This window comes from Rothia sp. CCM 9416 (assembly GCF_048513535.1).
In the GTDB taxonomy this organism is placed as follows: Bacteria; Actinomycetota; Actinomycetes; order Actinomycetales; family Micrococcaceae; genus Rothia.
In genome coordinates this window covers 72,408-87,516 of record NZ_JBLXXR010000007.1, presented here as the reverse complement: position 1 = coordinate 87,516, position 15,109 = coordinate 72,408, and the positions used below count along the sequence as shown (strand labels likewise).

Annotated in this window: 12 protein-coding genes; 11 read left to right on the top strand and 1 reads right to left on the bottom strand. The window is 57.7% G+C overall.

The features are described 5' to 3' along the window. On the top strand, window positions 1-1,126 hold a 1,126-nt coding region (locus ACN080_RS04755), incomplete at its 5' end, for a polyribonucleotide nucleotidyltransferase (RefSeq protein WP_419113182.1). A 387-nt stretch (window positions 1,127-1,513) separates the two neighbouring features. After that, window positions 1,514-2,845, top strand: a complete 1,332-nt coding sequence (locus ACN080_RS04750; protein WP_419105154.1) for a M16 family metallopeptidase — start codon at window positions 1,514-1,516, stop codon at window positions 2,843-2,845. A gap of 80 nt (window positions 2,846-2,925) precedes the next feature. Here the strand turns inward: ACN080_RS04750 and ACN080_RS04745 are convergent, their stop codons facing one another. Next, a complete protein-coding gene (locus ACN080_RS04745; RefSeq protein WP_419113181.1) occupies window positions 2,926-4,881 on the bottom strand; it encodes an acyltransferase family protein in 1,956 nt (651 codons plus the stop codon). A 335-nt stretch (window positions 4,882-5,216) separates the two neighbouring features. Between ACN080_RS04745 and dapB the strand changes: the two genes are divergently transcribed. The 9 genes from dapB to ACN080_RS04700 all read left to right on the top strand — a co-directional run bounded on the left by dapB (window position 5,217) and on the right by ACN080_RS04700 (window position 15,004). Continuing rightward, window positions 5,217-5,972, top strand: coding sequence for a 4-hydroxy-tetrahydrodipicolinate reductase (dapB, locus tag ACN080_RS04740; protein ID WP_419100181.1), 756 nt, complete (start codon window positions 5,217-5,219; stop codon window positions 5,970-5,972). Between the two features lie 4 nt (window positions 5,973-5,976). Further along, window positions 5,977-6,582, top strand: a complete 606-nt coding sequence (locus ACN080_RS04735; RefSeq protein WP_419113180.1) for a tetratricopeptide repeat protein — start codon at window positions 5,977-5,979, stop codon at window positions 6,580-6,582. A 73-nt stretch (window positions 6,583-6,655) separates the two neighbouring features. Further along, complete coding sequence (gene dapA / locus ACN080_RS04730; RefSeq protein WP_419113179.1) at window positions 6,656-7,588, top strand: 4-hydroxy-tetrahydrodipicolinate synthase; 933 nt, start codon at window positions 6,656-6,658, stop codon at window positions 7,586-7,588. A 103-nt stretch (window positions 7,589-7,691) separates the two neighbouring features. Next, window positions 7,692-9,407, top strand: coding sequence for a ribonuclease J (locus ACN080_RS04725; RefSeq protein ID WP_419113178.1), 1,716 nt, complete (start codon window positions 7,692-7,694; stop codon window positions 9,405-9,407). Between the two features lie 213 nt (window positions 9,408-9,620). Further along, the gene (locus ACN080_RS04720; protein ID WP_419113177.1) at window positions 9,621-12,845 is read left to right on the top strand and encodes a DNA translocase FtsK 4TM domain-containing protein; all 3,225 of its coding nucleotides are present in this window, start codon (window positions 9,621-9,623) and stop codon (window positions 12,843-12,845) included. Window positions 12,846-12,886: 41 nt separating this feature from the next. Continuing rightward, a complete protein-coding gene (gene pgsA, locus ACN080_RS04715; RefSeq protein WP_419113176.1) occupies window positions 12,887-13,492 on the top strand; it encodes a CDP-diacylglycerol--glycerol-3-phosphate 3-phosphatidyltransferase in 606 nt (201 codons plus the stop codon). Between the two features lie 9 nt (window positions 13,493-13,501). Continuing rightward, a complete protein-coding gene (locus ACN080_RS04710; RefSeq protein ID WP_419113175.1) occupies window positions 13,502-14,005 on the top strand; it encodes a CinA family protein in 504 nt (167 codons plus the stop codon). Between the two features lie 245 nt (window positions 14,006-14,250). Beyond that, window positions 14,251-14,700: a helix-turn-helix domain-containing protein gene (locus tag ACN080_RS04705; protein WP_419100175.1), complete on the top strand. Its 450-nt coding sequence runs from the start codon at window positions 14,251-14,253 to the stop codon at window positions 14,698-14,700. Between the two features lie 82 nt (window positions 14,701-14,782). Then, a complete protein-coding gene (locus ACN080_RS04700; RefSeq protein WP_419113174.1) occupies window positions 14,783-15,004 on the top strand; it encodes a DUF3046 domain-containing protein in 222 nt (73 codons plus the stop codon). Window positions 15,005-15,109: the final 105 nt, after the last annotated feature.

Here is a 15,109-nt window from a genome sequence, read left to right as displayed (position 1 = left end):
CGTGCACGGCTCAGCAATTTTCGAGCGTGGTGAAACCCAAATTATGGGTGTGACTACGCTAAATATGCTTAAAATGGAACAGCAGCTGGACTCACTCTACCCGGTCAAGTCCAAGCGCTACATCCACCACTACAACTTCCCACCCTATTCCACAGGTGAAACCGGTCGCGTTGGTTCCCCCAAACGACGCGAAATCGGTCACGGTGCCCTGGCCGAGCGTGCCATCACTCCGGTCCTTCCGGACCGCGAGGATTTTCCCTACGCAATCCGCCAGGTGTCAGAAGCCTTGGGCTCCAATGGTTCAACCTCCATGGGCTCAGTTTGCGCTTCAACCCTTTCCCTGCTCAACGCAGGTGTGCCCCTGCGTGCACCTGTAGCGGGTATCGCTATGGGCCTTGTCTCCGATGAGGTCAACGGTGAAACTCGCTATGCAGCTCTCACCGATATCCTCGGTGCAGAAGATGCACTGGGAGATATGGACTTCAAGGTAGCGGGTACCAGTGAGTTCGTGACTGCTATCCAGCTTGATACCAAGCTGGACGGTATTCCCGCCTCGGTTCTGGCCGGTGCCCTGACCCAGGCACGCGAAGCACGCCTGCACATCTTGGAAGTTATCAATGCCGCCATTGACGCTCCCGACGAGATGAGCGACTTTGCGCCCCGCGTGATTTCGGTGAAGGTTCCCGTTGCCAAGATTGGTGAGGTCATCGGGCCCAAGGGCAAGATGATCAACCAGATCCAGGAAGAGACCGGGACCGACATCTCTATCGAAGATGACGGCACCGTCTACATCGGTGCAACCGATGGCCCGTCCGCGGAAGCAGCTCGCGCAGCTATCAATGCGATTGCTAATCCTCAGGTTCCTGAGATTGGCGAACGCTACCTGGGTACCGTTGTGAAGACAACTGCCTTCGGCGCTTTCGTATCTTTGACCCCCGGCAAGGACGGCCTGCTTCACATTAGCGAGCTTCGTAAGCTCAATGATGGCAAGCGCGTTGACGACGTTGAAGATGTCGTCGGTGTAGGGCAGAAGGTTCAGGTTGAGATCGCCAAGATTGACGACCGTGGCAAGCTGTCACTGATTCCGGTTGTTGCGGAAGAAGACAGCGAAGCCACTGAAGGCTAAAAGCAGGATTTTGACTTAGGTCGATGCCCTGTCGCTAAAGAATAAAGAGGGAAACTCATCACTCGATGAGTTTCCCTCATTATAAGTCAAATGGTTGAAACCGTGCAATCGCGGAGATTGGCCCTGCCAGCAAAACCTTGACTCATCACATGCTGTTTGAACAAGTATGCCTTGTCAGGGGCTTGCTTTATCTTCCTTTAGGGGCTGACTTCAGTTTCCTAGGGCTTGGGTAGGGCCTCAGTCAGTAGTTCTGCGAATATACCTTGCCATATTACTATCCTTGATGACTGCCCTTGTGTACCTAGCCCGTCAAGTCACAGCACTAGGTTTTGTGTTTGCTCCGGTAAGGTATATGCCTGGATATGTCTGATCTATAGAAAGCGCACTATGCCCATAGAACTACCCATCACCCTGGCGGATCTCGCCGGTGAGCTTGATTATCTGAATGGTCGTCTGATCTATGTGGGGGAAGGCGGTAACGAGGTTCGCCGTAGCGTCTTACCCGGTGGCGTTCGCGTGATTACTGAACGTATGCCCTCCCAGCGCAGTATTTCTCTTGGCTTTTGGGTGGGCGTTGGCTCCCGCGATGAACAGCCCGGCATGCTGGGTTCTACGCACTTCTTAGAACACCTTCTGTTCAAGGGTACCCCCAGCCGTACAGCATTAGATATAGCCCATGCCTTTGACCGCGTAGGTGGTGAGTCCAATGCGCTGACCGCTAAAGAACACACCTGCTACTATGCGCGTGTGCTCGATGACGACACCGCTATGGCAATCGACCTTATCGCTGATATGGTGACTGGCGCGGTACTGGACCCTGAGCTCTTGGAACAGGAGCGCGGTGTCATCCTGGAAGAAATCGCTATGGACCAAGATGACCCCACCGACGTTGCTTTTGAATCCTTTATTGAACAGCTCATGGGGCAGAACCCTCTGGGGCGGCCTATCGGTGGTACCCCTCAGGAGATTACAGAAGTAGCCCGCGATAAGGTATGGGAACACTACAAGAAGTTCTACACCCCGGACAGGCTGGTTATTTCTGCAGCGGGCAGCCTAAACCACTCACATATCGTTCAGCTAGTTCTCGAATCACTGGATAACCGGGGCTGGGACCTCACCGAGGGGAAGGCCCCGGCACCTCGCCGGTCCCGCCAGCAGGCAGTTATTGTTCCGGGCGCTCGGGAGCGGACCCTGGATAAAGGGTTCGAGCAAACCAACATTGTGATGGGTTGCCCCGGACTGGTAGCTGGTGATGACCGCCGGTATGTGATGAGCGTGCTCAATAGCGCCCTGGGTGGTGGAATGTCCTCCCGCCTTTTCCAGGAAATCCGCGAAAAACGTGGCCTTGCCTACTCCACTTTCTCCTTTAGCGGCTCCTACTCCGATGCGGGCTACTTCGGTATGTACGCCGGGTGCCTACCGGCTAAGACCCAGCAGGTAGGTGAGCTCATGCGCTCAACCTTTGATGAATTGGTCCGTGACGGGCTCACCCAGGACGAGCTGGATAAGGTGCTCGGGCAGCTGGGTGGCGGAACCATTCTGGGGAGCGAAGACGCGGGGTCCCGGATGAGTCGTCTGGGTCGTGCAGAACTGGATTCAGGCCAATTCCGGAGCCTTGACGAGCTCCTAGAGGGGATCCGATCTGTTACCCTCGAAGAGGTTCAAGAGCTTGCGGCTTTCCTATCCAAGCAGGAATGGGTCACTACCATTGTGAAATAGCAAATGGTCAAAGCCCCTCCCTGATAACAGGGGGGGGCTTTAGCTTTACCCGCAATGTCAGGGTGATGGACGGCAGAGGACTAGGGCCGGTTGGCGGCAACCGCTTGCGCTACCGCCGCTTTAACAGTTGAGGCGTAGACCGTGAGGCCCTGTCCCTGGGGGTGTACGCCATCAGAGACAAGGTACTCCGGGTGTCCGCTTGCTGCGGCCTGCCAGTCAGCAATAAAGACGGTGTCGGGGTTCTTCTGCGCAAATTCACGGATGACCTTGTTGGAGGGCTCTATCCAGGTGAGGTTTGCTGGCCCCAGACCTGTTACCAGCACAATCTTTCGCTGGCCATCGGGTGAAACGGTAGCTTTGAGTGTTTCCAGTTGCTCCAGTGTGAATGTTGAGTTAGCGGTCACAGAAAGAACCAGTACCTGGCCTGTCTGGCTGTCCTTGGTCATTTGCTCGATGAGAGGTAGGGCCGCTGAACTGGTGCGGGAGACCTCGGCATTAACCCTTGCAAGTGGCATTGCCTGCCCGAGCGCAGCCGCAGAAGCCAAGGTGACTGAGTCCCCAACGATGGTGACGCTTTGGCCCTCAGCAGTAGCCGGTAGAAGATCTGCAGTCTCGCTGGGGGAGGGGCTGGGGGTGTGGCTTTCTTCGCTGGTCTCAGCTACTTGGGTTTCTGCGGCTTCGGGCGCCCGTGATGGGTTCTCTGACGCGGTGTAGTTTTCCCCTGCTGCGACGACAGCCTGGGCCTCGGTCATAGTTGGCGCTGTGCGAACTGCAAAAACCGTGCAAATGAGTACAACCGCAGTGAGCGCCGCTGAAGCCAGCGGCAGGGTTCTCTGGCCGGGAACGAACATAGCGGAAAGCCAGGCTGTAATTGCACCGCGGAAACCCAGTTTACGAACCGGCTGTTCAATATAAATGTAGGACAGTCCCGCAATCACCAGCGTTAGCATAAGAACTCCGCCGTTTACCCAGGGGGAGCGTGCGGCACCGAAGGTGTAGTGGGCGAGGACCATGAGCGGCCAGTGCCACAGGTAGATGCCGTAGGAACGCTGACCTACCCACACGAGGGGGTAGAGCGAAAGTAAGCCTCTAAAGAGGTTGCTGGTGCCACCGCGCACATCGGGTAGAAGCGCCTGAATCATGCCAAGACCTAATAGAGACCCTGCCAGTAGGCCCCAGGGGATGAGCAGGCTTGGGCGCTGATCGGTCAGAGCCAGGGCCAGGGGGAAGACCAGCCCCAGGCAAGCCCATCCGATGAGCTGGCGGATCCAGCCCCAGATTCCGTTGCCGTAGCCAACATGGTCATAAAGGCGGGGGTCAACCGGCGGGTACATAGACCAGGGCACCAACATGGCCAGAAGAACGCCGAGCATCAGCCCGTAGAGGTGGGTGTCCGTACCGTAGTAGAGGCGGGTTGTGGAGGCACCGATGAAAGTGAGAACCAGTGCTGTGAGTAATGAGAGCACACCTAAAATTGCCGGAACCAGTGCCCGCTGCCACCATTTGGCGGTGAACATGAAGACGAAGACCATAATGACCGGCCAGAAGAAGTAGAACTGCTCTTCAAGAGCCAGCGACCAGAAGTTGGTCATCAGCTCAGGTGAGGTCTGCACAAAGTAGTCGTTACCGGCACCGATCAATAGCCAGTTAGATGAGTAGGTAAAAGCGCCCAGAATCTGGCGGCCTAGCCCGACTTGAGCGTCCCCTCCCACGAGTAGTGCCAGCGCGCCCACAACCAGGCTGAGCCAAGCAAAAGCCGGGACAAGGCGGCGTAAGCGACGGATCCAGAAGGAGACAATATCCATTTTTCCGGTGTAGGCGCCTTCGCGCAGTAGGAGCGCGGTAATCAGGTAGCCGGAAATGACGAAGAAGATATCGACACCGATCATTCCACCGGGTAGGTGCTGGGGCCAGAAATGGTAGATAACCACCAGCAGGACGGCGAGCGCACGGATACCGTCCAACCCGCGCAGGACAAAATGACCCTGGCCTTCGGGTGGGTGAACATCGGAGTAAAAAACGTGGTCGTCTTTCATGGGTCCTTAGGGGGTCATAGTCAGCTGTGCTAGGGCACCCTATCTAGTGTAAGAGCTAGGTGGGGTTTTGACGCTATAGCCGGAGAGGTGTTGGTCGCTTCTGTGCCTGGTGGCTTGAGTATGTTAGGCAATAGCAGCTGGCAGCTTGCGGTATTTTCTACCTGTCCTGGTTGCGGTGAATACGCTGGGTCTGCCCAGGTTGGGGTGCGTAGCCTGGTCCTGTTGGCTAGAGTAGTGATGTGACTCGTTAGCGTATGGCCTGCCATCACCACGCGTCATATGCGGGTAGTGTCTGGCTTACCCGCACTGTTTACTAGCTGATACGAGGGAAACACATGAGCAAGGTATGGAAAGTCGCTGTGGTGGGAGCCGCAGGTCGCATGGGGGCTGAGGCTGTTAAGGCGGTGAACACCGCTGCGGATATGGATCTGGTTGCTGCCCTGGGCCGAGATGATTCCCTGGATCTCCTCCTTGAGCACGGCGCTGAAGTCATGATTGACCTGACTGTTCCTGCCGCTACCGAGACTAATGTTCGTTTCGCAGTGGAGCACGGTATCCATGCTGTTGTGGGTACTACCGGCTGGACCGAGGGGCGTCTGGCCTCCCTTGAGGCTCTGCTAGCTGAGCACCCGCAGGTTGGTGTGCTTATCGCCCCCAACTTTGCTATCGGCTCGATTCTTGCAACAGAGTTTGCAGCTAAAGCGGCTAAGTACTTTGAGTCCGTTGAGGTCATCGAGATGCACCACCCCAATAAGGTTGATGCACCCTCCGGTACTGCCGTCCATACCGCCAAGAAAATTGCTGAGGCTCGCAGAGCCGCCGGTGTGGGCCAGTCACCCGACGCCACAGAAACCGATGAGGGCGGCTCACGCGGTGCCCGTGTAGAGGGCGTTAACGTCCACGCTGTGCGTCTGCGCGGTCTGACTGCACACCAGGAAATCCTGCTGGGTGATCCTGGCCAGCAGCTGGTGATCCGCCACGATTCTTTTGAGCGCACCAGCTTTATGCCCGGTGTCCTTCTGGGTGTTCGGCAGGTTGCCTCCCACCCCGGTCTGGCCCTTGGGCTAGACCGCTACATGGATCTGACCTAACCCGATGGGTTCACTGCGCTTATTTACGGCCGGAGCCATCGTCCTAGCAGTTCTGACCCTTATGGTTCTGCCCCTGCCTTTGGGAACTCGGCTCTTCTTGTTAGCTGTCGGTGTTTTCTGCGCGGTTTTTATTGCGGTGGACGCCGGTGGCCGGGGAAGAATCTTTGCCTCACTGGTGACAGTGGCTCTGAGCCTCTACCTTGCCCTGACCGCCCAGCGCGGGGTGCTCCTTATGCAGGGCGCTGGGCCGGTGGGTATAGCCTTAGGGCTAGCCCTGATCGTTCTGCCTGTCTTGGGGGCTTGGGCTATGGTTCGTGAAATTGTCTTTGGGGCCCGCACCCAGCAACTTGCCTCGCTTATGGCTGCTGAGGGAAAGCTCCCGGAAGATAACCTGCCGCGAACCGACTCAGGTCGCATAGAACGCGCCGCCGCCGATGCCCAGTTCGCTGATTACGCTCAGGCCGTTGAGAATCACCCGCAGGACTGGTCACACTGGTTCAATCTATCGCTGGCTTACGATGCAGCCGGTGACCGTAAACGAGCCCGTAAGGCTATGCGAGCCGCTATTAGCCTCTACCGTGGCGGGTCAGTAGCCAGTATCTCTGTCTAAAAGTTTGCTTGGCTACTCCAGCAATAAGTAAACTCACCCTCCCGTAACCCCAGAATAAGGTAACCTTATTAGTATGTCTGAGACTTCACCGCACACAGTAAAAGCCACCGAGCCCGTCTTTGGGCGACTCCTGACCGCTATGGTCACCCCCTTTACCGCAAACGGCGAAATTGACGAACCCGCTACCGCTGGGCTTGCTCAAAACCTGGTTGACCGTGGCCACGACGGCCTGATTGTGTGCGGCACAACCGGCGAATATTCCACCATGACCGATGAGGAAAACGAACGCGTTTTCCGCATCGCCAAAGAGGCCGTGGGGGACCGCGCCAAGATTGTTGCTGGTGTTGGTTCTAACGACACCGCCCACACCCTGCACCTAGCCTCCCGCGCTGAGGCCGTAGGCGTAGATGGCCTACTGGTTGTTACCCCCTACTACAACAAGCCCACTCAGACCGGCCTTGAAGCCCACTTCCGCACCCTGGCGGACGCGGTTAAAACCCCCGTCATGCTCTACGACATTCCCGGTCGAGCGGGTATCGCAATTAGCCCCGAGGTATACCGTGCCCTGGCCAGCCACGAGAATATCGTTGCGGTCAAGGATGCCAAGGCTGATTTCACCGCCGCTACCGAGGTCATGGAAACCACTGACCTGCAATACTACTCAGGTGATGACGGGCTGACCCTGCCCTGGATTGCTATGGGCGCTGTGGGCCTGGTTGGTGTCACCAGCCACCTAGCCCCCGAACTCTTCCGCAAGCTCATTGACTCCGCCCTTGCCGGGGATCTAGCAACCGCCCAGCAGATCCACCTTGACCTTGCCCCCATCGTGCGTGCGGCCATGAGTCGCGTACCCGGGTGCGTTGCCGCCAAACAGATTCTGCAGTGGCAGGGCCTGCTTGAAACCAAGACCGTGCGCCTACCCCATGCGGTAGCCACTGAAGCCGAAGCGGCGCTCATGCGAGCAGACCTTGAAGGTTCCGTTATCGCTTCCTCCCTCCTTAAGTAAAGACCTATTGCGGGGTCCGGCGGGTTCACCCAAAATCATGCGATTTTGAGGTGGCCCGCTTTGCCCGTATTGAGAAAAAATAAATCGACAGATAAGAGAACACATGCAAACAGTAACCAGTCCGCACCTTCCCCCCAAACTCAGGAAAGACACCCTCCGCGTTGTCCCCCTGGGTGGCCTGGGCGAAGTTGGCCGCAACATGACCGTCTACGAGATTAACGGCAAACTGCTCATCGTTGACTGTGGCGTGCTCTTCCCCGAAGAGTCTCAGCCCGGCGTTGACCTGATTCTTCCTGACCTGAACTACATCAAAGACCGACTGGACGATGTTGTAGCACTCGTGCTGACCCACGGCCACGAAGACCACATCGGCGCTGTTCCCTATCTCTTGCGTCGCCGCCCAGATATTCCCTTGGTTGGCTCACAGCTGACCCTGGCACTGGTTGAAGCTAAGCTACAGGAACACCGCATCAAGCCCTACACCATGGAAGTCCTTGAAGGCCAGGTTGAGCGCTTTGGCCCCTTCGAGTGTGAATTTGTGGCGGTTAACCATTCCATTCCCGACGCCCTGGCTGTCTTTATCCGTACCCAGGCAGGTAAGGCCCTGCACACCGGTGACTTCAAGATGGATCAGCTACCCCTCGACGGACGCCTGACCGACCTGCGCCACTTTGCCCGCCTGGGCGAAGAAGGCATTGACCTCTTCCTACCGGACTCCACTAACGCTGAGGTCCCCGGCTTCACCCCCACCGAGAAGAACATCGGGCCCGTTATCTCTAACGTCATGCGCGATGCCAAGAAGCGCGTTATCGTTGCCTCCTTCTCCTCGCATGTCCACCGTGTACAGCAGGTGCTGGATGCCGCGGCAGAACGCGGCCGCAAGGTGGTCCTAGTGGGCCGCTCAATGGTCCGCAATATGACCATCGCCGAGAAGCTGGGCTACCTCAAGGTGCCAGATGGTCTGCTCGTTGACCTTAAAAAGGTTGATGACTACCGCCCCGACCAGATTGTTATGATGTGCACCGGTTCCCAGGGCGAACCCATGGCAGCCCTGTCCCGTATGGCAAACGGAGACCACAAGGTTCAGGTTGAGCAGGGTGACACCATCATCTTGGCATCCTCACTGATTCCCGGTAACGAAACCTCTGTTTACCGCGTGATTAACGGCCTGATGAAGCTGGGAGCCAATGTGGTCCACAAGGGCAATGCTAAGGTCCACGTATCGGGTCACGCTGCAGCGGGCGAACTGCTCTACTGTTACAACATTCTGGAGCCCAAGAACGTCATGCCCGTTCACGGTGAAGTTCGCCACCTGCTTGCCAGCGGTAACCTGGCCGTGGAAACCGGCATCAAGCCCGACCGCGTTCTCATCTGTGACTCGGGTACCGTTGTTGACCTCAAGGACGGCATGGCCGAAATCGTCGGCCAGGTCCCCTGTGAATACGTCTACGTTGATGGTAAGTCAGTAGGCCATGTGACCGAAGACGACCTCAAAGACCGCCGCGTCCTGGGAGAAGAAGGCTTCGTGTCGATTGTGACCGTGATTGACCGTGCCACCAAACGTGTTGTGACCGGCCCCGATATTCACGCCCGCGGTATCGCAGAAGACGACTCGGTCTTTGACGACATCACCCCCAAAATTACTGCGGCCCTGGAAGATGCACTGCACCGGGCACCCGAACGGGTTCACACCGCCCACCAGCTGCAGCAGATTGTCCGCCGCACAGTGGGGGCCTGGGTTGCGCGCCGCCTGCGCCGTAAGCCCATGATTGTTCCTGTGGTCATCGAAACCCACACCGCTGAGGCCGATAACAGCTAAAGCATCTGCCCGCCTCGGTTATACCCAGGGCAGGCAGGGCGGGGGAGTGGCTCAGCCCAATGCTGAGAAGCTACCCTCACGATGACTCTGCCACCGGCTTTACCCCTGCACGGGGGAGCCGGTGGCTGTAGTCTGTTAAGAACTACGGTCGCCCACCACCCGGTGCCAGCGACCGTCTGAACTGCACACCGTCACCGACTTGTATTGAGAAGAATGGCTCCGCGAAAGTCTGCATCGAGTAAATCAGCTCCCCGCTCCACCGGGAGTGGCTCAAGGGCGTCCTCACGGCGTTCAAGCTCAGCCAAAGGCCGAGGGAAAAAGGGTGCCCCCGCACCGGCTCAGGAAAGCAATATCTTCATTCGAGCTATTGTGGGTGCCTGGCAAGCTCTTGCCTTCATCATCGGTGGTGCTATCCGCCGTATGGGTGCCCTGCGCACCGATATCGAACTTCACGAACGCCGCGATGGGGGAGCCCTCTTTATCCTGGCTATCGGTCTGCTGACTGCCGGTGTGGAATGGTGGGGCTGGCGTGTTGATACCGCAGCTTCCCTCTCCTGGTACGAGTGGCCTCTGCACCTGTGGCACATCATTGTGGGCGGGCTCTTTGGTCAAGGCTCACTGCTCATACCCATTCTCTGCCTCATTTTTGCTATCCGTATTTTCCGTCATCCCCTGGAGGTTAGGGAAAATAACCGGATTGCTATCGGGTTTACTATCATGACGGTTTCGGCTTCAATGATGGGAGCCAAGGTAGCTGGTTACCCCACTTTTTCCAATAACTTTGATGACTTCTGGGGTGGCGGTGGAACCATTGGTGTTCTCATCGGTACACCCGCTAGCCGTATTGTAGGTGGCATTTCTGTGCTGGAGTGGCTGGTCATTGCACTGGTCTTCTGCGCCGGTGTACTGGTTGCTACTGATACGCCCCTGCGTCAGGTTTGGCCGAAGCTTGTTTTCATTTTCAGTGTGCTCCTGGGGGAGAAACCCAACGGCTCTATCCGCGATGCAGGCCGTCCATCTCGCGCTCGTGCTCAGGATGAAGTCGAGACGCGGGTGCTTGATGAGGAGCATGACCGCTCCTACCTATACGAAGATGTTGCTGATACTCCTAGTCCTGCACGCCGTGGTGGGCTGCTGGGCTGGCTAGGTTTTGGGGCGCGGCCCGATACCGACCCCAGGCTTGACCGTTACGAGGGCGATGAGGCCTACCAGAGCGCCCTTCTTTCTGAGCCTGAAACCGATACCACTCCCGTAGGGCGTGTCACCGCCACCGGTGGTCGCCCTGGCAGCGCTCACCCACAAGAAGCCTTTGATGTTGAGGCACCCCGCAAGCAGACTCGGAAAGAAAAGCGGGCAGCTGCTAAGGCCGCTAAAAAGCAGGGCCAGCTCTTTGACCAGGGCGCCTGGGCCGATGACGGTTATCGTGCCTCCGATGCACCTGCCCAGCGGCTGGACCAGGCTCAGCGGGCGGCCGCTGAATATGGCCGTTTGCCTGAACCTGAGGTAGAAGCAGAACTTCCCAAGACTCTTGAAGCCTGGGAAGAACCTGTCGATGAGGCACCGGCTGCCCTGGAAGCCCCGACCCCTCAGAAGCCCGTAGCGCCTCGTGCGCCTTCTGTGCCTCGACCTTCTGCTAGGCCTACCGCTGCGGGTTCTGCAACCGGCTCTGCCCTCGGTGCCGCCCTGACTGGAGCCGCAGCCAAGGGTTCAGCACCTGCCAAGCCTGCGGACACCCCAGCGCCCCGCCTTGAACGGCCCGCCGCTAAAATTCAGAACCACACCGTTGCAGAGACAACCGAACAGCCACGTGGGGAACTGGTTGTGGAGTCCTCAACCGGTACCTACGCCCTGCCTACCGAGAGCATGCTCGAAGCAGGCCCCCCCGCTAAGGAAAAGTCCGAAGCCAATGAGCAGGTCGTCGAGGCCCTGACCAACGTGCTGGATCAGTTCAAGGTCGATGCCGAAGTCACCGGCTTCTCCCGTGGACCCACGGTCACCCGCTACGAGATTGAGCTGGGCTCTGGTACCAAGGTGGAACGCGTTACCGCTCTGTCCAAGAACATTGCCTACGCGGTAGCTTCGGACGATGTGCGTATCCTGTCGCCCATTCCCGGCAAGAGCGCCATCGGTATTGAGATTCCCAATACCGACCGCGAAATCGTGGTGCTGGGTGATGTCCTGCGTTCGGCTAAGGCTCACGCAACCGAGCACCCCATGGTCATGGGCGTTGGTAAGGACGTTGAAGGTGGCTTCGTCATTGCCAACCTGGCTAAGATGCCGCACATGCTGGTGGCTGGTGCGACCGGCGCCGGTAAGTCCTCCTTCGTGAACTCCATGATTACCTCCATCCTGATGCGCTCCACCCCCGATCAGGTTCGCCTGATTATGGTGGACCCCAAGCGCGTAGAACTTACCGCCTACGAGGGCGTGCCCCACCTGATTACGCCCATCATCACCAACCCCAAGAAGGCCGCCGAGGCCCTTCAGTGGGTTGTGCGTGAGATGGACGCCCGCTACGATGACCTGGCCCACTACGGCTACAAGCACATTGATGATTTCAACAAGGCGGTCAAGGCCGGCAAGATTCAGCCAGATCCCGGTTCTAAGCGCCAGATTAAGGCCTACCCCTACCTGCTGGTCATTGTGGACGAGCTTGCTGACCTCATGCTGGTGGCCCCGCGCGATGTTGAAGAATCTATTGTGCGTATCACCCAGCTAGCTCGTGCCGCCGGTATCCACCTGGTACTGGCAACCCAGCGCCCATCGGTGGACGTTGTGACCGGCCTGATTAAGGCTAACGTGCCTTCGCGTATGGCTTTTGCGACCTCATCGGTGACTGACTCCCGCGTGGTCCTTGATCAGCCCGGTGCCGAGAAACTGATTGGCCAGGGTGATGCCCTCTTCCTGCCCATGGGTGCTTCCAAACCCATGCGTGTTCAGGGCGCCTGGGTGAGCGAGTCCGAAATCCACGAGGTCGTGGAGCACGTTAAGAAGCAGGCTCCCGCCATCTACCGCGAGGACGTCATCGCTGTTGCCCCCTCCAAGAAGATTGATGATGACATTGGAGATGACCTCGATGATCTCTTGCGGGCCGCTGAACTAGTGGTGAACACCCAGTTCGGTTCAACCTCCATGCTGCAGCGTAAGCTCCGTGTGGGGTTTGCTAAGGCTGGCCGCCTCATGGACCTGCTCGAATCCCGCGAGGTCGTTGGCCCCTCCGAGGGGTCCAAGGCCCGTGACGTTCTGGTTCAGCCCGATGACCTGCCCACCGTCCTAGCAAAGATTCGTGGTCAAGAGCCCCCGGTGGAGGCCACTGATGATACCTACGGCAATGACCCAGTTGCTCACATGAACGACGGAGTCCCAGAAGCTGTGGACTACTACGACACCATGGACGAACCCGATAGCGAAGACGCCTGGAACCTGACCGGCAGATAGCCCCTTGATCCCCGGCCCCCGCTCTACTCTAAGGAGAACCGATGTCTGAGCATAACCCCGGTACCGTATCAAACTGGAACATACCCAATGCCCTGACGGCCCTGCGTATTGTTATGGTTCCCCTCTTCGTCTGGGCCCTGCTGGGCGGTGGGGTCTACGGTGCTAGCGATATGGGCCTGCGCTGGTGGGCCGTCGTCATCTTTATCCTGGCTATGATTACCGACTGGCTTGACGGTCACCTGGCCCGCTCGCGGGGGCTGATTACCAGCTTCGGAAAGATTGCTGACCCGATTGCCGATAAGCTTCTGACCGGTGCCGCCTTTGTTGTTTTTTCTATGCTGGGGGAGCTGTGGTGGTGGGTCACCCTGGTCATTCTGGTGCGCGAGTGGGGCATTACCGTGATGCGCCTGTTCATTATCAAGTACGGTGTGATGGCCGCCTCTAAGGGAGGTAAGCTCAAAACCGTTTTGCAGACCCTTGCCCTGGTGCTGATGATCCTGCCTCTGGGCCTTTTGGGTAGCTGGGCACTCTGGCCGGGCTGGCTGCTCATGGCCGCTGTTGTGTTAGTGACTGTAGTTACCGGTATTGATTATGTGCTGAAGGCTATGCGGTTGCGCCGCGACTATTACGCCCAGCAGAGCAAGTAGGTTCCTGTTATGCAAGCTCCTGACGCTCAGTTCCACCTGGAGGAAGCCGCCGCCCAGCTCGTTGCAGTGGCAACAGAGTCGGGGTGCCTGCTGGCAACCGCTGAGTCTTTGACCGGTGGCATGGTGGGCCAGTTCATCTGTTCGGTGCCCGGTGCTTCTGCCGTCTACCGGGGTGGCGTTATCTCATACGCTACCGAGGTTAAGGCTCAGGTGTTGGGGGTTCCGGTCGGTCTTCTGGCTGAGCGCGGTGCGGTGGATGCCGATGTTGCCCTAGCTATGGCCGCTGGGACGGCCCGGGTTTGCGGTGCCGACTACGGTGTTGCCACAACGGGTGCTGCTGGCCCGGAGCCATGTGACGGTAAGCCTGTTGGCCGGGTCTACCTGGCGGTATACGGTCCCACAGGTGGCTGTGTCGTCGAGAAGAACTACGCCGGGGGGCGGGCTGGGATTCGGGTACAGGCCGCTCACCATGCACTGCTTTTGCTGGCTGAAGCTATCGGGAATAATTTTTAGCGGGGGGACTGAGGATGCTCGCACACTACCTCCTCAGAATTTCCAGGAAATTTTCAGATGAATTTTTCAGCAAACAGGGAATGAAAACACAGAACTGTAGGTTTAGATAGATGTCATAAGAATAAAACGTGAACTTACGTGACTTATTCTCAACTTGAGCTGACGAACACGTAGCAATTACGTTAGGCTGAAGTACACAGCTCCTGATCTACCGGGAGCACGATCACCAGGAGATTGGTATAAAAATGACTAAGCAACCCGTATCCGTGAACGGTGTCGTCCGTTGGAAGGATGTGGGTCAGACCGAGAACACTGTCCCCGCCCAAGACACCGGTAAAGTTATTCTGCTCCGCCACGCAATTGGCGAAGTCCTGCGCGATGTCCGCCAGCGACAGGGGCGAACCCTCCGTGAAGTTTCACACTCTGCGCGAGTCTCCCTTGGCTACCTCAGTGAGGTAGAACGCGGTCAGAAGGAAGCCTCATCTGAGCTTCTTGCCTCTATCTGCCAGGCTCTCAACATCTCACTCTCAGCTATGCTTGGCGAAGTATCCCACCGCATGGCTGTTGAAGAAGGCTTCTCGGTACCCGATACTGTGCCCGCAGAATTCTCCGAGCAGTTCAAGCGTGAATACGGAATCGCGGCTACTTCAAGCCGAGACATTCCTGCCGTTGAACGCCCTCTCCTGACCCGATAAAACGGAGTGAGCGTACGACAAGGAGCCGGGTCCCTCACAAGGGGAGCCGGCTCCTTCTATCTGCAAGCAGGAAGAGGATAGGATGAAACTTAGTGAATTCTGGGCCGCCATGGACCACGAGTTTGGCACAGCTTATGCCAGGCATCTGGTGCGGAATTTAGTTCCGGGTGATTTTGGGGACCTGACTGCGGGGCAAGCTCTGGAGGCTGGTGCCGATGTGCGCACCGTCTGGCTCGCGATTTGCCGGGAACAGGACGTCCCCGAAGCACGTAGGCTCGGCCCGGACATACCGCCTGCCCCCTAGCTGGGGAGTTGGGTGTGGCAGGGAGCCCAATAGAAAACTATTCGTACTTAATAGAAAATATGTTCTAGTTTGTGTACTATTGTGTACAGATAACAGTGGTGTGGC